The sequence below is a fragment of the Microcoleus harperi Pol14_C6 genome (assembly GCF_036701295.1).
Classification (GTDB): Bacteria; Cyanobacteriota; Cyanobacteriia; order Cyanobacteriales; family Microcoleaceae; genus Microcoleus.
Genome location: NZ_JAUBQN010000023.1, coordinates 1 through 20,002, shown reverse-complemented (window position 1 = coordinate 20,002; position 20,002 = coordinate 1). Strand labels below are relative to the sequence as shown.

The window sequence follows — 20,002 nt, the reverse complement described above, 5'->3', positions numbered from 1 at the left end:
ATCAGCCATCACTAATCAGTCATCAGGAAAAATTACCAATTACCAATTACCAATGCCGAATTACCAATTATCAATCCCTCCGGCAATATATTATCTTTGTTGAAGATAAAGCAAAATGCCGCGAGCGATCGAAGCAGCCATTTGACTGCGGTAAGCTGGGTCAGAAAGCCTAGCAGCATCCTCAGCACCCGTGACAAAACCCACCTCCACCAAAACAGAAGGCATAGAAGTCTTTCTCAAAACATAAAATCTCGCCTGCCGCACTCGGCGGTCAGTCGCCCCCGTGCCCTGCAAAATACTGCCGTGAATCACCCGGGCCAAATCTTCGCCGTTATTGAAATAATAAGTCTCAATCCCGCTAATATCCGGCCGACTCATATTAATCGCATTAGCGTGAATGCTGACAAACAAAGTAGCATTCACCCGTTCCGCCAAAGAAACTCTGGGTTCCAGGTCGATTTCGCTGTCATCAGTCCGAGTCATCACCGCCTGCACCCCCTGCTGTTCCAGCAGCCTCGCCACCTGAAAAGAGATATCCAAAACAATCTCCTTCTCCTGAATGCCCTGAATCCCGACTGCCCCCGGATCGTTGCCACCGTGACCAGGATCGATCGCTACCACGGCCCGGCGGTTAGAAGCTTGGGGCAAATCTTCGTTTCCGAAAGTCCTTCTCGGCAAAGGCTGCAAATTGGGAGTGCGAGTCAAAGGCTGCTGCGCGCTAGCATTCGATCGCAACTGCAAAGACAGCAACTGCGGACTCGGCCTCGTCACCCTGCCTACCTCTACCCCCGATCGCGGCTGCACCCAAATCACCACAGTCTCCGCATCTTCTTGGCTGGCAGTAAACGATACAGGACTGTTGGCATCTAGCTGAGGAATTTCGCCGGTTAGGACAGCAGAGGCGATCCTGATCCAGTAAGCTCTCGACCCCTGGTCCCAGCCGCTGGTATAGGAGACTTGGCGGTCAGTTCTCACCACCAGTTGCGTGCCGTTACTGGCTAAATCAATTGACTGAACTCTCGCTAAATTTCCTTGAGCTTGTCTAGCCGGAGGATCTACAGTCACGCGGCGGGAAACCGAGGGCTGTCGTACTACACTTCCAGGCAATAGCACAACCCCGCCCAAATTGCTCACAGATGCGCGCCACTGAGTATTAGAATTCTTCATCCGCAAAGTCACGCGGGTAACGGGCGGGTCTGTTGGTAGTTGCCGGACTTCAATCTTGTCAACCCCGTGCTGACCGTTGGTTTGAGGCTGTTGGCTGCTTAGACCCGGAGCTACACTAGCTCCTTCAATATCGAGGGTGGCGATGTCCCCAGCCCGACTTTGTTGAAAATTAATTTGGGGGCGACCGCCCGCAGTGCGGACTAAAAAACCGTCCGCCGTCGCCTGAACGTTCTGAACTACAGTCGCCTCGGCCGACTGGGCTTGGGATGCTGAAGGTTCAAGCGATAACCTTTCTCCCCCAGGCTCAGAAATCTGATTTTGAGTTTCTCCCCGCACCGGCGTTGGCAAGTCCACTGTCCACTCGCTCGGAGAAATACCCCGAAATTTTACTTGCTGAGGGTCTATAGTAAACCCGTCTTTGATCTCGACCACAATTCTGGTCGTATCGTTGTCAAACTGCCCTACCCGCACCGATTCGATCGCCCCTGAGAGCGGTTTGCTGACCGAGGGACGACCCAGACTCGTCCCAGGCAAGTCGATTACCAATCGCATCGGGTTGAAAATCAGTTGAGCCTTGGGTTGTACTCCCCCGTCTGTGGTAATGTAAAGCCGGTTCTCTGAAGCATCAAACCGCCAAGATTGCAGTCTAGCTGCTTCGGCGGCTCCGGCGAGCAAAAATACACTTAAGAAACTCGGTAGTAGCCAGTGGAATTTCACGACAGTTTTTTCCTCGTTTGCGTTACTGCCAAAAGCTGGAAGGGCGCTGCTTGCCCGATCGGCTTTCAGCAGTTAGCCGCCAGCAGACCGGGGGCACGGGGGCCGTCAGTTGTTGGCTAAATTGACTTTTTTATGCGTTAACAAGCTCCCAAATACCAGATCCCGGCATTTTTGAACTTTCCCGTATAATTGGGGGCGATCGGTTATAAACAGACTGAAAGATTGTGGGCACAAAGGAAGGTATTTATTTTTAGGAGCCAGAAACAAGGTGTTTCTTGAAGCTAGAAGGTACAAGCTAGAAGGTAGAATTTTACCGTTGTTCCAGGGAGGGGTTTCATAGCTCTTTAATGTTGGCGAAGCTCGTTACGGCAAGGGTTATAATCCGCTTTACACTTGCGTTTTGTTCTAACTTTTCCTAAACTACCTCAATAACTTAACAACTTACCTTGCGAACAATCCGGATTTTCAAGATTTAGGTAACTTTTCCAGACCGCCAAAAGTTAGTCCCATACAAAATGACATATTCTTTGGGAAAAGCTTTTTTGCTAACACATTGACAGTTAAATACAAATACATATCGCCCCTGCTCTCTTTTTTTCGGATTTTTTTAATCAGGGATTTTCGGTGCTGCTTGAAACTTAGTGGGGCGATCAGGATCGCGCCCGCCAATTTGACACTATGATAGCTAGTCCATGTTTTCAGCAGTAACGGGAGAGTTTTGTGTGTTACTTGGGCGGGAAATGCTTTGTCCTTTAGACTCTTTTTGAGTGAACGATCGACAGGCAGAGCATTGGTTGGTTGACCTGAGAAAAAGTTTTGACCGTAGATATAGTTATCGCAGTTGTAAAGTTTGTTGGACAGCAAGGACAATCGATCGGCTTCTGGGTAAAACCTGTAATTGGGTTTAATGACTTGCCTTTCGACTAACTGCATAACTTGGATGTGTACTACCAGTTAGAGAAGATACACTATCTTGGTGATTGTGTCAATCTCTGAGCTTCTAAAAAAAGGCGCCATCAATAACAGTAGATACATGACATCACAGAAAGACGGAGACTTACTTTCCAGCAGGAGTCGTTCACAGCAAACAAGTGGTTTAGGTTAGTTCAAGCCTCTAGATAGCGGCTGGGGAGTCAATCTTGAACCTCAAATCGACTGACTCTCAAGATAGGGAAGTTTTGTAATATAGCAACCGCCCTGACGGTAAGAACGTTCTTAATTTTTGAAACCTAAGCGGTTGATTGCGCCTTCTTGCAGGACTTCTTTTTACCAGCTCCGCGTCGCTATAGCCTTCAATATCTGCTATACCATACCACTAGGGGGATCGAATTCTAGCAAATTTATTTTTGAGCGGGATCGATACCTAAAAGTTATTTTTTTACCTTAGTAATCCACGGCCTCATGTCTAATCAACAGTGCTGCAATTGGCTCTCGCCCATAGGTGCAAAATTCCGGCTCATCCAGTTCAAAATTGCTTGATTTACTTGTTCCGGGCATTCATCTTGGGGACAGTGGCCCGCATTATCTAATTCCACTAGCTCTACATAATTGGGATTGCATTCGACAAATTGGTGGGGTCGGGCAAACCGAGGGGGAATCATCCGGTCTTGTTTGCCCCAAATTAACAGCATGGGGATTGTTAAATTTCGCATCACAATCTTGACACTGGGGCAAAATTTTGAACTGCCTACAGCTTTAAATAAGGCGCAGAAGGCGCGGGCTGCTCCCCGATCGCCCGCAGGCCCTGCTAGAATTTCAACTAATTCGTCGGTAACAGCTTCGGGGTTGGAGTAGGCAAAGCCAACCCAGCGACGGACAAAGGAAGGCTTGCGGGCCAAATAAAACAAAGGCCTGAGTACGATCGGAGAAACAAACAAACTTTCCACAGCTTCGATCGCCGGAAGCAGCCATCCGGGCACCGCTTCGGCTCGCACAGAGGGGTCTGGGAGGCTAATCATCACGATGCCGGCTACCATGTCCGGGTGAGCTGCAGCTACGGCCAGACAAATCAGCGATCCGATCGAGTTTCCTGCCAAGACTACCGGCTCTCTGATAAAAGTCAGCCAAAAATCATAAACTTGATCGACCCACAAAGACACAGAGTAGTTGACTGGAGCTTTTTGGGAAGCGCCAAACCCTAACAAATCCAAGGCGTAAACGGTTTGGTTTTCGGCGAGTTGGGCGAGATTTTGTCGCCAGTGCCCGATCGAAGCTCCAAACCCGTGCAGTAAAATAATCGGCGTTCCCGATGCGCGCGGGACCATTGGTTCGGCCACAGAATCTTGAAATTCCAGCGCGCCTTGATTTCGTACGCCATCTGGCCGCAAATAAGTGTAGCGAGTTTGCCAACCCCGCCACATCCAGTCTCGTTGAGTTCCCACCCGTTGGTGCCACAGCAGAGAATTTGTCAATTTTGCCTCAGCTCGCAACATAAATTTACACTTGCTTATACCTATTCTACAAGGCAAATCAGGCGACTTGGGGGACTTGCCAGACCGGGCGAGATGGGCTAGAAACAGCGGTTGTACCTCATCCTTAAGCTTTTACCCTGAATTTGTGACGGTTTTGTCATCAATCGGGCAAGGGGGGGGCGATCGTGTGTGAAGTTAAAATAAAACTAGGCAGAAACCCAGCCAGACTGAGTAGAATAGCAAGTATTGTAAGAATTCATTTACGATCGTCCAAATATTCCCCAAGGCTTTAGCGGAGGGGACACAGGGCGCGGTAGTACGTCCGGTAAGGGTAACACCTTATAAAACAGTTCGATCGTCAATCGTGAAATATTGACCGATCAAACCTGTAACTATCAAGAAGCTTCGCTATTAAACTACTGCTTGTAAAACCATTCATGCCTGTGATTGAAAGAAGACAAAATCGCAACCTACCCCAGATAAACGAAAATATTCGATACCCCAAAATCCGGGTAATCGATACCGACGGCGCGCAACTAGGGATATTGACGCCTGCAGAAGCGCTGCGCCTGGCAGAAGAAAAAGAACTCGATCTCGTACTTGTCAGCGACAAAGCTGACCCGCCCGTATGCCGGGTAATGGACTATGGGAAGTACAAATTCGAGCAGGAAAAGAAAGCGCGAGAAGCAAAGCGGAAGCAGCACACTGCCGATGTTAAAGAAGTGAAGATGCGCTACAAAATTGAAGAACACGACTACCAAGTGCGCCTCAAACTAGCAGACCGCTTTATCAAATCTGGGGACAAAGTAAAAGCCACGATCATGTTCAGAGGTCGGGAAATCCAACACAGCAACCTAGCAGAGGACTTGCTTAAGCGCATGGCCACAGATTTGCAGGAAATCGCAGAAGTGCAGCAAGCCCCCAAAAAAGAAGGACGCAGTATGATGATGCTGCTGTCGCCCAAGAAAGTATAAATAGATAGTCATCAGCTATCAGTCATCAGTCATAAACTGGTGACTGATAGCTGATGACTTCCGAATTTAGTCAGGAATAAGCTACCACACAGGGAAATCAACGCTGCATGGAAAATTTTCAAATCAGCGGTTCGGCGGGAGTAAGACAAGGAGTGCTGCGATCGCTCAACCTGCGATCGGAAGAAGTAGAGCGAACCATACTGATGTTCGTAGTATACACTCTAACCTCCGTCGGGCTGATCTGGCTGGAACTCAGCACAGTAGGTCTTTTTCTAGATGAATTTGGTGCAGACAAAATGCCTTTTATCTACATAGCCAGCGCCTTTATCGGTTCTGGCTTGGGATTTGTCTACTCGTGGCTGCAAAAAATCCTCCCGCTAAGGCGCACCGTAGTGGTTGTTCTGGCAATGATGTCGATACCGCTATTTTTGTTTCGATTCGGCATCGGCTACGAAAATATTAAGATAGCTGGCGTCAGCATCGCTTTTATTACTATTTTTTTGATGTGGCTGTGGGTAGAAGCTTGCTATGTCCTCAACGACCTTAATACTTCTATCACTTCCAACCAACTGTTTAATATTAGAGAAATCAAGCGCACCTATCCGCTAGTCAGTAGCGGCTATTTAGTAGCTGGAGTAGTCAGTGGATTTTCTCTGCCTGTTTTGCTGTACGTAGTCGGACTCAAAAACGTTACCCTCATATCGGGGTTGATGGTGGCGACAGGCTCGGTGTTGCTCTACTACCTCACGGAAAAATACAGCCAAGCATTTCCGGAAACGGCTCACTGGACAGATGATGACGAAGACGACGACCAAGAAGAATTTACCGCCCGCAAAGTTACAGGTCCGCTCCAAAAATACGCCGTACCTCTAGTCAGTTTCTTCATCCTCGCAGAAGTCGTCTACGTGCTGGTAGATTTCCAATTCTACAGCCAGTTAGAATACCAAAACCCGGGGGACGGAGCTAGCTGGATCGCTAGCTTCCTGGGCATTTATGAAGGCATACAAGGTCTGTTTCAAGTGGCGACTCAGTGGTTCGCTTCGAGCAGGTTGGTGGAAAGAATCGGTGTATTTGTGACGGCGATGATTTTGCCGGCGGGCATCGCTATACTCGGGGTGCTGACCCTGGGAGCATCTCTGGGGCAGCTAGTATCTGTGTTTATCGGGCTAATATTGCTGAGATTTTTAGACGAACTGCTTCACTACACGCTTTTGGAAACCGTTAGCCCGGTGTTATTTCAACCGATTCCCGACAACATTCGATCGGGAATTCAAACTTTGGTCAACGGTGTGGGCGAACCTTTGTCCTGCGGAGCTACAGGAGTAGGCATCTTGATTATGCTGTGGGTGACAGGCAAAATACTCCCCCAGCAAGACGAAAGTGTATTTCACGACCAGCAAAGCTTAATATTTATTGGCGCGATCGTAATATTGGCGCTGTTGTGGGTGTTTGTTGTATGGCTGATCCGCTCTCAATACGTGGGCTTGTTGGTCAAAAGTGCGGAGCGGGGACGCTTGGGCGTCACAGACGTTGACCTCAAAGCTCTCAAGCGCGCAGTGGTGGAAACTCTACAAAAGCCGGGAGGCGAAGATGAAAAGCGCTCTTGCATAGAACTCCTGACGCAAATTGACCCCAAAAATGTGGGAGAAGTTCTCGCTCCCCTCCTCGATTCGCTGTCCCCTGGTTTGCAGCGCCAGAGCTTGGAAACGATGCTGCAACACCCGAACCCCGCATATTTAGAATCTGTCCGCGCACTTTCGCAGCAATCCTTGCCACCGGAGGTTCTGGCCTTGGCTTTGCGCTACATCTGGCTAACGGAAGCTGAACCGAATATTGAGAGCTTGCGGCCTTACTTGCAGCCGACGGTCGATCCGGTGGTGCGGGGTACGGCGGCTGCTTTAATTATGAGAAGGGGCGATCGCCAGCAAAAGGCAGAGGCTACTAATACGCTGCGGCAAATGCTGACACACAAGCAAGAGCGGGAACGTGTTATGGGGACGCGGGCTCTGGGAGAAGCTGATTATTTGCAAGGACTGCGGCTGCATATCCCCAATCTGTTGCAAGATGAATCTCTGCGAGTGCGCTGCGCTCTTTTAGACGTGATTTCGTCTACTCATTCGGAAGAATATTATCCTTCGCTGCTGCGCGGACTTGGTTACAAATCGACTAGGGAAGCGGCTTTGCAGGCTATAGTCAAACTTCACAACGACGCCATTCCTTTGCTCGTGTATTTGGCTGAGGACATCCACAAGCCGGATTTGGTCAGGTTGCAAGCTTGGACGGCTCTCGGTCAAATTGGAACTCCGGAGGCGATCGACATTTTGGTGAGCAATTTGATGACGGCTTGGGGAACGACGAGGCGCAATATCCTCCGCATCCTGTTGAAAATGCCTTCGGAAGCGGGGATAGAAGGGGTTCTAGACCGCATCGGCCGTAGCGGCTTGGAAACTCTTATCGAACAGGAGTTAATGTTTATCGGTCAAATTTATGCAGGTCTGGTAGATTTGTCTGGGGTAACAAGCTACGGCAATTTCTCAGAGCGAGATGCCAAGGGTGCCCGGGAACAGGGGAACGATACGGCTCAATTGTTGCAGCGTGCTCTGGCGGGGTTGGAAGCTGATGCTAGGGAGCGGTGTTTTTTGCTGATGAAGTTTCTTTATCCGCTTGACACGGTACAAGCGGCTGCTTTCAACATCGCTTCCGGCCAACCTTCTTTGGTTGCTAGGGGATTGGAAATTCTCGATAATACTGTGGATATAGCTAGGAAGCGATCGCTCATCAATTTGTTAGACCAACACTCGGAAAGAGAAAAATTGAGCAACCTCTCCGAATTGATGGTTTACAAACCTCTAGCCCCTAGCGATCGTTTGCGCCGCTTGCTAGAATTGCGCCACTTCCTTTCGGATTGGGCCTTGGCGTGCTGCTTTCACTTGGCGAGAGAAGCGCGCTGGAGTCTTACGGCTCAACAAACTCTCGTCTGTCTGCAGCACCCGACGGGTTTTGTCCGCGAAGCAGTGTTAGCCTATTTGAAAATAGCCTCGCCGCGGGCTTTGGTCGAATTGTTGCCCAGGCTGCAAAATGACCCCGATAATTTGGTATCCGCTCAAGTTGAAGAGATGATGGCAGAGTTGGGTGCTGGGGGAAAAAGGTAACATTAGTCAGTTGTCAGTTGGCAGTTGTTATTGTCAGTCAACAGTTAACCGTCAACCGTCAACCGTCAACCGTTTTTATTCCCCTTCTCCTTCCCCTTTTTAAGTTTAAATTAATCACTGCATCTCATTATGTTAACCAGCGTCGAACGCCTATTGTTTGTGAGGGAGGTTCCGATTTTTAAGGAACTGCGGGATGATTTTCTCGTGCGTCTAGCATCGGTAATGGATGAACTTTCGTTTCCTTCCAAGCACAGGATTTTTACGGAAGGACAAGAAGGTCGGTCTCTCTATATTCTGGTATCGGGAACGGTGCGGGTGCATATAGGCGATCGGGATTTGGCACAGTTGAAAGCGGGGGCTTGTTTCGGGGAAATGTCGCTGTTTGATGCAGAACCTCGATCGGCTTCTATTTCTACTCTCGAACAATCCGAGTGTTTGATGCTGACTCAAATGCAGCTATACGATGCGATTGATGAAACACCGGGAATTGCTGTGAATATTATTCGCTTGCTGTCGCGCCGGATTCGGGAGTTGAATCAAAAGTTAAATGCTAAAGAGGCAATTATGCCTCCTACAGAGACTGTGAGGGTTCATGAAATGCGATGAAATTGGGGAATTGTGAATTGTGTTTTTAGTCGATCGGTAATTCTGCACAATTTATCTTCTTTAAGGTGCCAATAGCGATGACGAATACGCACAATTTCTCTGGTAGATTACACAATCCCAGGGTAATCGCATCTTAATAGAGATACCTAATAGCGAGGAATTATTCAAAAAATTGAGACCAGCATTCAAGAGATACTCGTGAAGTAAGACCCCCCAATTTTAGTAGGTTGGTGATAGCCTGATACTACCGAATTGGGGTTCTACGTCATTGATTAATCTCCATCATCTATTCTGGGTATTGATTATGATAAGTAGTGCTTGCATTAAGACCCGCTCAAATCTCACTCACACTACTTTTGAGGATTTGAATCAGGCAATCATTATCTATACGAGCTTTATAATGTTTCATTTTTTAACTCATCTTGGACGGCTGCTGCTGGAGTAAATTAACACTTAAATGACCGAGCCAGCTCAGATTTGGGGGGCATAATCAGACCGAGTCCGACTGGCATTCTCATTGAAGGTGACATCTAACACCCCATGTAAACTCTTTTCCACCGTCCAATAAGAACGAATCGCTTGGTTGTGTCGCTTAGCCTGAGCTTCTAAACTTCTCAGATAGAATTTAATTTCCGTGGTGGTTTCCTTTCCTGATTCTCTGTGCCGACGGACTATAACGACAGTGCTTAAACTGACCTGCTTCAGGGGGCGACAACCAGGCTAAAGTTGTTGCTTTATCAGCTTTATAGCTCTGTGCCCCCTCTGCTAAAATGACTGCTAATTGTGAATGCGAACTAAATTCATCATAGATGCTACTCACTCACGACCGCAGTCATGGGCAATTAAACAATTTTCACGCCTATAAACCCCTCCAAAACTTGCCCTGTTAACTCTCAATTTTCTACCCTGCCGTTGAATAACAGGCTAGACATAGATTAAGTGGGTAAATCTGCAAAACTGCTAACATTTACTAGGCCTAAATCCGGACAAGTCCGTTTGATCAAACCTGTCAGAACTTTGCCGGGGCCAATTTCCACTACTCGATCAATTCCTTGTTGTGGCAATTGCAGAGAAATTTCTCGCCACCGCACGCCTTTGGTCATCTGCTGAGTCAACCGCTGCTTTAAAGTGGCTGCGCTGGTAGTGGCTGACGGTTCTGCGTTCGAGAGCACCAGCATTTTAGCATCGGAAAATTTTGCAGACTTTAAGGCTAGTTGAAACTCTGCAGCCACTGATGCCATCAGGGGAGAGTGAAACGCACCAGAAACATTCAATTTAACGGCGCGTTTGACTTTGATTTTGGCAAGCAAATCTTCTACTGCTGCGGGCGTTCCAGAAATCACGACTTGTGCTTCGCTGTTGTCATTGGCAAGCACTACGTCTCGGCTGTATTGAATTTGCAATTCTAGTTCCTGCCTGTCGAACCCGATCAAAGCCACCATTTGCCCGCCGGAGGCAGTGTCCATGAGTTCGGCGCGGCGTTTGACTAAGCGCAATCCGGTTTCAAAGTCAAATACGCCTGCTGCGTAGAGGGCAACATATTCTCCTAAACTGTGACCGGCAACTACCGCTGGCCGGTCGCTTTTTTCTCGCACTAAGTCGGCCAAAATACTTTCTACTACGAACAAGCAAGGCTGAGTGTAGAGAGTCCGAGATAGTTTTGCTTCTTCTTTTTGGCAAACTTCCGGGACAGACCAGCCTAAAATTTCTTTAGCGAGCTCAAATTTGGCTTTGGCTGTTGGCAAGTTTAATAAGTCTGCACCCATCCCGATCGCCTGGGAACCTTGTCCGGGAAATACCCATGCTGTTTTAGTCATTTTTCCGGTAATCTGCTAATTGGTGGTTGCTAATTGGTGATTGCAAAAATTCTTTCTTTTCCGCTTCTAAGTTCGCTCGCTGGTATCCGCTATCTTTCGGTTAACGAACTATCTACTCGCGACTCACAATTGTAACATCTAACTGTGATTTTTACCAGGTTTATTTTTACCAGGTTTATTTTTTTTTGCTACTGGCATCTGATTAATAGCCGTAGCACAATTTTCAAGCTTCAAGCCGGGGAAAGTCGATCGAAGAATAGAGGATTTTCCATTTCAGCACGCGCTTGTCAATAACTGATGTCGAGGTGGTTCACCGCTGCGAACCTTGCCTTACGTATGGCGTGTTAAAGGATTTGTATTTTACTCGATCGAACTCCCGACAATAACCGGAGCAAGTTTACAAACGGCCGCCAAATATTATCTTCCCCATTTAAAAATTGCCGCCCCCCAAGTCAAACCTGCACCGAAACCAGCAGCAGCAATAGTATCGCCCGCTTTAACTTTACCCATACGCACGGCTTCGTCTAAGGCAAGGGGAATTGAAGCCGCTGAGGTATTGCCGTAATTCGCCAAATTACTAATTACTTTTTCGGGGGGAATCTTTAGCCTTTGGGCAACTGCATCCAGAATCCGCTGATTGGCTTGGTGCAACAGCAGCCAGTCAATTTCAGCAACGCTGATATTTGCCCGAAACATAGCTTTTTCTATGACTTCCGGCACTTTTTTTACGGCAAAACGATAGATTTCTTGACCGTTCATGGTGATGGGATGAAATCCACCTTGGGCGATATTCACGCCCTCAATTAATCCTTTTGACTCTGCTTTATAAGCCAAATTGAGAGAGGAATTTTGCGTTCCGTCGCTGCGAATTTCAAATCCCAAAAAGCGATCGACTTCTGAGGCCTGCAATACCACCGCACCTGCACCGTCTCCAAATAGAATGCAAGTACCCCGATCCGACCAATTCACCCAGCGAGATAAAATATCGGCTCCGATGAGCAAAACATTTTGATAAACCCCTGTCCGAATGAACTGCGAGGCTGTAACTAAACCAAAAACAAAGCCCGAACAAGCTGCTGTCAAATCAAAAGCCACAGCTTTTGTCGCGCCCAACTGATATTGAATTTTACTGGCAGTGCCAAACAAATCGTCAGGACTGGAAGTCGCCAAAATAATTAAATCGATATCTGTCGGCGAAATTTCTGCCATTGCGATCGCCTGAAGCGATGCTTCCGAAGCTAAATCGCACAAAGAAGTGCGATCGTCCGCCAGCCTGCGGGAACGAATGCCTGTCCGCGCCCCAATCCACTCGTCAGAAGTTTCTACTATCTGACTCAAACCGTTATTATCCAGCGAAACCTGCGGTGTACAAGAACCGCTACCTGTGACGGCAATGCCGAACCCTGATTGCTGCAACATTCCTCTCCATTTACTCGCTGTTCGATCGAGAAATTAAAAATTAAAAACTACCAATTAAAATTATTTTTAAACTGCTGAAATTACTTTTTTTAAGCAAAACAGTGGGTTTAAGCTGACATTTTTAATTTTACATTTTTAATTTTTAATTCCTACTTACTGCCTCTAATTCACAGCTTCTTGTTCCAGAGCGCTTTGGTGATTGGAAGATCGAATTCGCTCCAGCACTTGGTTGTCAATAGCCTCCTTCGCCAAACGAATGGCATTAAAAATCGAGGCAGCTTGAGACGAACCGTGGCTGATAATGCAAACTCCCGCAACGCCCAATAGCAAACCGCCACCGTGTTCAACGTGGTCTACCCGCTGCTTAAACCCCTTGAGGCTTTCTTGCAGGAGGGGAGCGCTAATTTGATTTTTGAGTCCAGCAGCCAATTCTTCCTTAAGCACTTGCACCACGACTTCGCCCACCGCTTCGGCAAACTTCAACAACACGTTGCCGACAAACCCGTCGCAGACAATTACGTCGAATTTCCCCGACAGCACGTCGCGGCCTTCGGCATTGCCCACAAAAGGAATGTTCGGGTTGTCCACCAATAACTGGTGGGTACGTACCGCTGCGTCGTTGCCTTTAGAAGGTTCTTCGCCAATGTTGAGCAGGCCGATTTTAGGTTCGGCGACGCCCAGCACGCACTGGCTGTAAATAGTTCCCATAAGAGCGAACTGCTCCAAAAATTTGGGGCGGCAGTCCACATTAGCGCCGACATCGAGAATAAGTACAGAGCTGCCCGGTACCATTGTCGGCAAAACCGCACCGATCGCAGGGCGATCGATTCCGGGGAGCCTCCCCAACCTCAGCAGGGCAGCAGCCATTGCCGCGCCGGAGTGACCGGCGGACACCACAGCATCAGCTTGCTGCTGCTTTACCAAGTTCATCGCTACGTTAATCGAAGCGTTGGGCTTGCGTTTGAGAGCACTCAAAGGTTCTTCGTGCATTTCCACCGCTCCTTCAGAAGGAACGATTTCTAGCTGACCTGTAGAGACGCGGCCGATCGCGTCTTGTTGCCGGAGCGAGTCTTCTATTTGCTGCGGGTCGCCCACCAGCAAAATCTCTACGCCTAATTCTTCTTGTGCCTTAAGCGCTCCAGCTACAACTTCGGCGGGGGCATGATCCCCACCCATAGCGTCTATTGCAATTCTTGCGCGTGTCGATCCCATTGACCAATGTTTGAGAAACACTAAAAATTCTACCAGGAAGTCAGGAGCGTGAATCCAGAAGTCTGAATAAAGAACTAAAATCCGCTCGCAACGGCGATCGGACAATTCTCATTTCCGACTACTCTGATAGAACTTGTTTTGTCACTACTTTACTATTTTTGACTGCAAATTGAAAAAATCAATGGAATAGTTTACATGACCGCAAGCACTTTAGTCAGGGACCCCCGGATTCATCCGTGGAGGGAGAGAAAAGCTGCCCATCCTCATCACAAGCCTCCGGATTTATCAGTGGGAGCGCTTTCTTCAATCTAAAATCTCAAATCTAAAATCTAAAATTGATTGACTTTAGGAGTAAAAAATGCTGGATTTATTTAGCTCAGGGATGATGTCTCTGTGGCTGGACATGGCTGGGGTAGGCACTGTCGCGCCTAATGCTGCGTCAGTGCTGGCTTGGCGGGGAGGGATACCCGGGTTAGTGGTGGCCGAAGATTTGGCTTTTGGGCGAATAAATGTGGCAAATCCAGACTTGCCCGCAGAAGCGACAGTGCGGGAATATTTAAAAGAGTTGAAAGACAAGAACTTGATTGACGGCAATCAGGGAATTTGGGTGCAAGCAGGAATGGTGCCGCTGGTAAGTCAGCAGGGGACAATGCTGATGCCTGGGGCTTCGCTGACTAAGATTGCAACTTCTCTGGCGTCGCTGGAGACTTGGGGCGCGGATTATCAGTTTGAAACGCGGTTCCTAGCAACGGGGCCAATTAGCAATGGTGTATTGCAGGGAGATTTGGTGGTCAGTGGCGGGGGCGATCCGCTGTTTGTGTGGGAGGAGGCGATCGCCGTTGGCAATGCTCTCAATCAAATGGGTATCGAGCGCGTGACGGGAAATTTGGTTGTGACAGGCAATTTCCGCATGAATTACGAGTCCGATCCTTTGGCTGCCGGGGAGATTCTGCGGCAAACTCTTGAGGGTAGCAATTGGCCTGCGGACGTGGTGGCAATGTATTCTAAGATGGCTCCGGGAACTAGAAAGCCGCAAGTAACTGTTGCCGGCAGCGTCATTGCTGAGAAATTTGTGAGTTCGGGGCATTTGCTGCTGAAACGCCGATCGCTGCCTTTAGCCGAAATTCTCAAGCAGATGAACGTCCACAGCGATAATGAAATGGCTCAGATGCTGGCCGACGATTTGGGCGGGGCAAAGATAGTCCAGCAGCAAGCGACTTGGGCTGCGGGGGTGCCGGAGGAGGAACTTCAATTAGTTAATGGTTCGGGATTGGGAGTGGAAAATCAGATGTCTCCGAGGGCGGCTTGTGGGATGATGCAGGCGATCGCGCGCAACCTTCAGACTACTGGCCTGACGATTGCTGACTTGTTTCCGGTGTCGGGGCGGGATAAAGGCACTGTGGAACATCGGCACATTCCGCGATCGGCTGTGGTGAAAACTGGTACTTTGGACACGGTGATTGCTTTGGCTGGAGCCATACCCACGCGAGATCGGGGTTTAGTTTGGTTTGCAATTATTAATCGCGGCACCGATTGGGACTCTTTGAGAGCGCAGCAAGATATATTTTTGCAAAAATTGGTGCAGCAGTGGGGAAGTGCATCGATTTTGCCACTAGCAATTACACCGCACATTGACGGCGCCAGACCTGCCTTGGGGGCAGCAAATCGTAGCGATATTTTGGTGGGAGGTTAAGAAATAGGGGTTGAGTTGGAGTTCGGGGAAGGAGCGCTGACAAAATAGCTTAGAATTGGAACAAGACTATTGTGCAAGAAGATGATCAAACTGCGATTGAAGAGATACGGGAAAAAACGCGAGACAAGCTACCGGATTGTAGCGATGAACAGTTCTACTCGCCGCGACGGCCGTCCCCTAGAAGAGCTCGGCTATTACAACCCCAGAAATAACGAAACCAGGCTGGATGTTCCAGCGATTGTCAAGCGCCTGCAAGAAGGCGCTCAGCCAACTGACACCGTGCGTGACATCCTGAGAAAAGCCCATGTATTTGAACAAGTCGGAGCCGGAGCCAACGTTGAATCCAGCACAGCAACAGTCAGCTAGTCCCAACTATGCTGGACTGGTTAAGTTTTTAATTGGGCCTTTTTTAGAGACCCCCGGCTCTTTGCGGGTTGATTGCGAACTGCACCCGCGCCAATCGCGGGTCTGGGTTAGGCTTGCTTTTGAAGATCCCGACAAAGGCCGGGTTTACGGTAGGGGCGGACGCAATATTCAGGCAATTAGAACTACACTCGAAGCAGTGGCGCAGACGGCGGGTCAGTCCCTCTACTTAGATATATACGATGGTGAAGCGGGCGATCGTGGATCTGGGCCGCCCAGGGGCGATCGCGACCGCCCGGATCGCGATCGCCCAGATCGCGACCGCCCAGATCGTGGCTCGCGGGAGCCGCGAGGCGATTTCCGACCCCGGACGCCACCTCCGTCGCCGAGTCCCTTAGCTAGCAGAACTCCGAGAGAACAACCTCGCCGTACTAACACACCTACGTTTAGAACGAGCCGAAATACTCCCGGTTATTAACTAACTGCAGAGCCCAGAAGGAATTTTAGATTTTAGATTGCCTGTTGTAGACTTTGTATTACAAGCCCCGTTTGGTTTGAAATTGCCGGTTTTGCGATCGGAAACAAATGTGAAATTTAAAATTTCAAATGTCAGCGGCATCAGGTTAATCTAAAATCTAAAATTTCCAATCTAAAATCTAAAATTGCCTGACTTAATAGAAGGGAGATTTGATTTGTGCCTCAAGCACCAAACTCATTTGGGAGCTAAATCTAAAAGACGCCTTAGATACTAGGTAAAACCTAGTAACGGGCGTTTTTTTGTTCCCAAATAGTGACTGGTTGAACGTTTAGTTGTTAACTTTTAATTGCTTATTTGGAGGAGCTTATGTTGGCATGAATGAAAAACTAACAATAGAGTTACCGAGCATTCAAAGCGCAATGTCGCTGGCGGGTAATCAAGAAGAAAACCTGAAAATGATCTCTAAGCAAACCGGTGCTACTCTGGTAATGCGAGGGCAAGAACTGCTGATTTCCGGCACAAAAAGTCAAGTAGAATTGTGTCATAAATTAGTGCGATCGCTCTCCGACTATTGGAAATCCGGCAAAAATATTACCGGAGTTGAAATCCAGACGGCGCGCCAAGCTTTGGATACCAACCGCCAAGGCGATTTACAAGACTTGCAGCGAGACGTTCTCGCCAGAACCCGCCGCGGCGAAGAAATTAGAGCCAAAACCTTCAAGCAGCGGCAATACGTCCAAGCAGTACGCACGCACGACCTGACATTTTGCATTGGCCCCGCTGGTACTGGCAAAACATTTCTAGCAGCTATTTTCGCCGTGCAAGCGCTATTAAGCAAGCAGTACGAACGGCTAATTTTAACCAGGCCGGCCGTGGAAGCTGGCGAAAAATTAGGGTTTTTGCCGGGAGATTTGCAGCAAAAAGTCGATCCATATTTGCGCCCGCTTTACGACGCCCTGCAAGAAATGATCGACCCTGAAAAAATGGCCGATTTAATGGAAAGAGGCTTGATCGAAGTAGCTCCTTTAGCTTATATGCGGGGGCGCACTCTCAGCAATGCTTTCGTAATTTTGGACGAAGCTCAAAATACGACGCCGGCTCAGATGAAAATGGTGTTGACTCGTCTGGGCTTTCGATCGAGAATGGTAGTAACGGGCGATATCACTCAAACAGATTTGCCGCCAAACCAACAGTCGGGATTGTCAGTCGCCCAAAACATTCTACGCAACGTTGAGGGCATTGCTTTCTGCGAATTTTCTCAGGCGGATGTGGTGCGACATCCTCTAGTGCAGCGGATTGTCGCTGCTTACGAACTGCACGAAACATGAAAGAATAAGGCCCTTCGACTTCGCGATCGGGTAAAAATAAGGAAGAAGGAAGGCTTTATTTATCTGGGAGAGAAGGGAGAAGGAAAATTTATCCTTTTTTCTCTAATTCCTTTTCCTAATTTCTAACTCCCATTTGATTCTTATCGATTTAATCCACAATCCACAATCCAAAATTGATATGACTGCGACTCTGAAAGAATTCTTGGAAGCTTGCGAACGATTGGGAACGCTGCGTTTAATCGTGACTAGCAGCGCGGCTGTGCTGGAAGTGCGCGGTTCAATTCACAAGCTGTTTTATGCGGAGTTGCCGAAGGGTAAGTATGCCAATATGCACGCCGAAATATTTGAGTTTCACCTAAATATGGACAAAATAAAACAGGTGAAGTTTGAAACTGGCGAGGCGAAAAGAGGCAATTTTACTACTTATGCAATCCGTTTTCTGGACGAACAAAATGAGGCTGCTTTGAGTGCGTTTTTGCAGTGGGGAAAGCCGGGGGAATACGAACCAGGACAGGTGGAAAATTGGCACGAATTGAAGGAAAAATACGGTGAAGTTTGGGAACCAGCACCTGTTGAGGCGCTTTAAAACATAGGCTTTTCCACCTTTGAATTGCATATTGGGGGCGGGCAGGATGCCCAACCCCTACTCCCCACAAGCAGAATATTTATTTTTGTGCAACAGGGATCTTGCCTGTTTATGAAAAGGGTATAAAATATGATGTTTAACTGATTTGTTGTCTAATTTTTGAATTAATGAACCGCAGAGGGCGCAGAACTCGCAGAGAAAAGAGAAAGAGAAATCTAAGGTGAGTTGTTTGAATGTAATTGGGTATGAAGGTAATTTGGGGTTTTTGTTTGGTTTTTCTGGTGTTGCTGTGGGGTGGCGGTGCAAGGGCAGGGGTTTTGGGCGATCGCATATCAAGTTTTCCCAATTGGGAAAGCAAGCCTCCTATCGCTGTAGCTAAGGGAGATTTGGTATATCCCCAATGGATGGCGGGGAATTGGAATGTTGCTAGCACTTTGGTAGATTTAGCGGCTCCTTTAGCGCCAAATATTGTCACACCAGCGTTTGAAAGCAACCGCCAGTATTTGCCGCATCCGGTATTATTTAAAGTGCGATTTCAACCTGAAAAAAATATTGGGTTAATTTCTAATTATACCTTTAAAAAGGCTCAAAAGATTGTAGCCGATCGCACTTTTAACGGTTTGAATATTGCCAAGGCTTATTTAGGCGATGGTGGCGTAGTTTCGGTGAAAGTCGATCCGACCAATCCCAACCGCCAAATTACTGTTTTGAAAGGGGAACGCCAACTAATTTCGATTGTTACCAGTCGCGGCACTGAAACGCCGAATCCTCGCGAGTTTGTGTCTACAGAGATTTCTCAGCAGATTTTTCGGGGAGAGTCTGATATTTATTTAAACGAGGTGGAGACAACAACGGCTTATCGAGTGGTTGGAGGCGGAGAAAATGGCGATTCTGCGAGTAAAAGAATTGAAGCCGATCAGATGACAGCGATTTATTTGTCGCCGCAAGACCCGGATTATTTTGCTGCTGGGGGGCATCCTGTGGCTCTGTATCGATATCGGTTGGAGTTGGTGCGGGCATAATTAAGCTGTTATCTCGATCGGTCTAGCAACTTCAACTTCAACCAATCGATTATCGACTCGCAAGGTCGTGTCATCAATACTTGGGCTGATGTGATTAACCGCGCTAACTGGGGTATGGAAGTGATGTAGTGAAGTGATGTACGAGCGCAATGCTCACAACTTCCCGCTTGATTTGGCTGCTGGTGAAACTACCCCAGTAGCAATGGTTGCTCCTTCTATCAATGGCTAAGTTTTAGCTTTTGATTGACAAAGAGCGCTCGTAGTAATATAAGCGCTTTTTGTTTAAAGTATCGCTCCATTATGAGGTCAAGAGGTAAGTAGCTACCAATCGATCAATTGATGGGTGCATCTTGACCCAAACCATAAGATATCTTCTGAATAATATTTGGGTCACTCTTCCACTTGGATTCTTTCCATTTGGATTCTATATCTTCAATATTAATTGCTTTGCAAAGCTGAAAGATTTGAAGCTCTTGAAATATGGGTCTGCCTAACTGTTTTTCAAAAAGCTTTTTCTTTGCTTTAGGAAGAACTATATAGCAAGGACAATCAGGAGCATTATATGCCAACAGCACACGTTTTAAACAAAGTGAAAGGTCTGCCATTCGCAGCAAACCTGAGTAAATCCTCGTAGTGCATTCCACCTCAAAAGCTGCTTCAATTTGCTGAAATTCTTTTCGGAACCAAATAACATCTATGAGCTGAATATTTTTCTCAGTTTTTCGAGGAAAATATTGAGGCACTATTAAAGGAAAGTTCTTTGAGCTAAGTTTTCCTAGTTGTTGATTTTTATATTTGTTTAGATGGTCATTTCTAGCAATCCATCCATACTGTAAAACCCAAACTTTTTCCCAGCTCAGCTAATATGCCCTGTATTTTTGTGTGCTTATAAATATTAGCGTCAGAAGTCTCTTCATTTGTGTGCTTATAAATATAGCCTTTCTCAAAAAGATGAGGTACAATAACAGCAGTGTGTAAACCAGTTAAAAATATTTGACGATGTAACTTGTCCGAACGCAAACTCTATGGCTTTTCCTAATTCTTGATAATTAGTAGT

The 20,002-nt window shown here is 47.6% G+C and carries 16 protein-coding genes and 1 pseudogene; 10 read left to right on the top strand and 7 right to left on the bottom strand.

The window, feature by feature from the left end; genetic code table 11:
- Nucleotides 1-90: 90 nt before the first annotated feature.
- From QUA27_RS16495 to QUA27_RS16485, 3 genes are all read right to left on the bottom strand, one after another.
- Nucleotides 91-1,884, bottom strand: coding sequence for an N-acetylmuramoyl-L-alanine amidase (locus QUA27_RS16495; protein ID WP_333069131.1), 1,794 nt, complete (start codon nt 1,882-1,884; stop codon nt 91-93).
- 465 nt (nt 1,885-2,349) lie between these two features.
- Complete coding sequence (locus QUA27_RS16490; RefSeq protein WP_333069130.1) at nt 2,350-2,817, bottom strand: hypothetical protein; 468 nt, start codon at nt 2,815-2,817, stop codon at nt 2,350-2,352.
- A 476-nt stretch (nt 2,818-3,293) separates the two neighbouring features.
- Complete coding sequence (locus QUA27_RS16485) at nt 3,294-4,316, bottom strand: alpha/beta fold hydrolase (RefSeq protein WP_333069129.1); 1,023 nt, start codon at nt 4,314-4,316, stop codon at nt 3,294-3,296.
- 416 nt (nt 4,317-4,732) lie between these two features.
- On the opposite strand from QUA27_RS16485, the gene infC reads away from it, so the two are divergent.
- The 3 genes from infC (at nt 4,733) to QUA27_RS16470 (ending at nt 9,027) form a co-directional block, all read left to right on the top strand.
- Complete coding sequence (gene infC, locus QUA27_RS16480) at nt 4,733-5,269, top strand: translation initiation factor IF-3 (protein WP_006635262.1); 537 nt, start codon at nt 4,733-4,735, stop codon at nt 5,267-5,269.
- A 107-nt stretch (nt 5,270-5,376) separates the two neighbouring features.
- Nucleotides 5,377-8,421, top strand: coding sequence for a HEAT repeat domain-containing protein (locus tag QUA27_RS16475; RefSeq protein ID WP_333069128.1), 3,045 nt, complete (start codon nt 5,377-5,379; stop codon nt 8,419-8,421).
- A gap of 129 nt (nt 8,422-8,550) precedes the next feature.
- Entirely contained in the window at nt 8,551-9,027 is a 477-nt protein-coding gene (locus QUA27_RS16470) for a Crp/Fnr family transcriptional regulator (RefSeq protein ID WP_333069127.1), read from the top strand.
- 935 nt (nt 9,028-9,962) lie between these two features.
- Here the strand turns inward: QUA27_RS16470 and fabD are convergent.
- The 3 genes from fabD to plsX form a co-directional block, all read right to left on the bottom strand.
- Nucleotides 9,963-10,844, bottom strand: coding sequence for an ACP S-malonyltransferase (gene fabD / locus QUA27_RS16465; RefSeq protein WP_333069125.1), 882 nt, complete (start codon nt 10,842-10,844; stop codon nt 9,963-9,965).
- A gap of 417 nt (nt 10,845-11,261) precedes the next feature.
- Nucleotides 11,262-12,263, bottom strand: a complete 1,002-nt coding sequence (locus QUA27_RS16460) for a beta-ketoacyl-ACP synthase III (RefSeq protein ID WP_333069124.1) — start codon at nt 12,261-12,263, stop codon at nt 11,262-11,264.
- Between the two features lie 162 nt (nt 12,264-12,425).
- The gene (plsX, locus tag QUA27_RS16455; RefSeq protein WP_333069193.1) at nt 12,426-13,475 is read right to left on the bottom strand and encodes a phosphate acyltransferase PlsX; all 1,050 of its coding nucleotides are present in this window, start codon (nt 13,473-13,475) and stop codon (nt 12,426-12,428) included.
- Between the two features lie 358 nt (nt 13,476-13,833).
- On the opposite strand from plsX, the gene QUA27_RS16450 reads away from it, so the two are divergent.
- The 7 genes and pseudogenes from QUA27_RS16450 to QUA27_RS16420 all read left to right on the top strand — a co-directional run.
- The gene (locus tag QUA27_RS16450) at nt 13,834-15,168 is read left to right on the top strand and encodes a D-alanyl-D-alanine carboxypeptidase (RefSeq protein WP_333069123.1); all 1,335 of its coding nucleotides are present in this window, start codon (nt 13,834-13,836) and stop codon (nt 15,166-15,168) included.
- An 81-nt stretch (nt 15,169-15,249) separates the two neighbouring features.
- Nucleotides 15,250-15,534, top strand: coding sequence for a 30S ribosomal protein S16 (gene rpsP, locus QUA27_RS16445; RefSeq protein ID WP_006633724.1), 285 nt, complete (start codon nt 15,250-15,252; stop codon nt 15,532-15,534).
- Nucleotides 15,473-16,009, top strand: coding sequence for a KH domain-containing protein (locus QUA27_RS16440; protein ID WP_333069122.1), 537 nt, complete (start codon nt 15,473-15,475; stop codon nt 16,007-16,009). The genes rpsP and QUA27_RS16440 overlap by 62 nt, the downstream gene beginning before the upstream one ends.
- A gap of 374 nt (nt 16,010-16,383) precedes the next feature.
- Entirely contained in the window at nt 16,384-17,337 is a 954-nt protein-coding gene (locus tag QUA27_RS16435; protein ID WP_333039441.1) for a PhoH family protein, read from the top strand.
- Between the two features lie 178 nt (nt 17,338-17,515).
- Entirely contained in the window at nt 17,516-17,923 is a 408-nt protein-coding gene (locus tag QUA27_RS16430) for a ChuX/HutX family heme-like substrate-binding protein (RefSeq protein WP_333069121.1), read from the top strand.
- A gap of 245 nt (nt 17,924-18,168) precedes the next feature.
- Nucleotides 18,169-18,945, top strand: a complete 777-nt coding sequence (locus tag QUA27_RS16425; protein WP_333069120.1) for a DUF6816 family protein — start codon at nt 18,169-18,171, stop codon at nt 18,943-18,945.
- Nucleotides 18,946-18,969: 24 nt separating this feature from the next.
- Nucleotides 18,970-19,174, top strand: a pseudogene (locus QUA27_RS16420) (photosystem II q(b) protein); the annotation flags it as partial.
- Between the two features lie 103 nt (nt 19,175-19,277).
- On the opposite strand, the gene QUA27_RS16415 reads toward QUA27_RS16420, so the two are convergent.
- Nucleotides 19,278-19,766, bottom strand: coding sequence for a type II restriction enzyme NmeDI-related protein (locus tag QUA27_RS16415; protein ID WP_510175264.1), 489 nt, complete (start codon nt 19,764-19,766; stop codon nt 19,278-19,280).
- Between the last annotated feature and the right edge of the window lie 236 nt (nt 19,767-20,002).

What these genes read in the sequence shown, in the direction of transcription:
- QUA27_RS16485 (WP_333069129.1), bottom strand. Translation starts at nt 4,316, where the DNA reads ATGTTGCGAGCTGAGGCAAAATTGACAAATTCTCTGCTGTGGCACCAA.
- QUA27_RS16435 (WP_333039441.1), top strand. Translation starts at nt 16,384, where the DNA reads ATGAATGAAAAACTAACAATAGAGTTACCGAGCATTCAAAGCGCAATG.
- QUA27_RS16450 (WP_333069123.1), top strand. Translation starts at nt 13,834, where the DNA reads ATGCTGGATTTATTTAGCTCAGGGATGATGTCTCTGTGGCTGGACATG.
- QUA27_RS16430 (WP_333069121.1), top strand. Translation starts at nt 17,516, where the DNA reads ATGACTGCGACTCTGAAAGAATTCTTGGAAGCTTGCGAACGATTGGGA.
- QUA27_RS16460 (WP_333069124.1), bottom strand. Translation starts at nt 12,263, where the DNA reads ATGTTGCAGCAATCAGGGTTCGGCATTGCCGTCACAGGTAGCGGTTCT.
- QUA27_RS16440 (WP_333069122.1), top strand. Translation starts at nt 15,473, where the DNA reads ATGTATTTGAACAAGTCGGAGCCGGAGCCAACGTTGAATCCAGCACAG.
- rpsP (WP_006633724.1), top strand. Translation starts at nt 15,250, where the DNA reads ATGATCAAACTGCGATTGAAGAGATACGGGAAAAAACGCGAGACAAGC.
- fabD (WP_333069125.1), bottom strand. Translation starts at nt 10,844, where the DNA reads ATGACTAAAACAGCATGGGTATTTCCCGGACAAGGTTCCCAGGCGATC.
- QUA27_RS16490 (WP_333069130.1), bottom strand. Translation starts at nt 2,817, where the DNA reads ATGCAGTTAGTCGAAAGGCAAGTCATTAAACCCAATTACAGGTTTTAC.
- plsX (WP_333069193.1), bottom strand. Translation starts at nt 13,475, where the DNA reads ATGGGATCGACACGCGCAAGAATTGCAATAGACGCTATGGGTGGGGAT.
- QUA27_RS16470 (WP_333069127.1), top strand. Translation starts at nt 8,551, where the DNA reads ATGTTAACCAGCGTCGAACGCCTATTGTTTGTGAGGGAGGTTCCGATT.
- QUA27_RS16425 (WP_333069120.1), top strand. Translation starts at nt 18,169, where the DNA reads ATGAAGGTAATTTGGGGTTTTTGTTTGGTTTTTCTGGTGTTGCTGTGG.
- infC (WP_006635262.1), top strand. Translation starts at nt 4,733, where the DNA reads ATGCCTGTGATTGAAAGAAGACAAAATCGCAACCTACCCCAGATAAAC.
- QUA27_RS16475 (WP_333069128.1), top strand. Translation starts at nt 5,377, where the DNA reads ATGGAAAATTTTCAAATCAGCGGTTCGGCGGGAGTAAGACAAGGAGTG.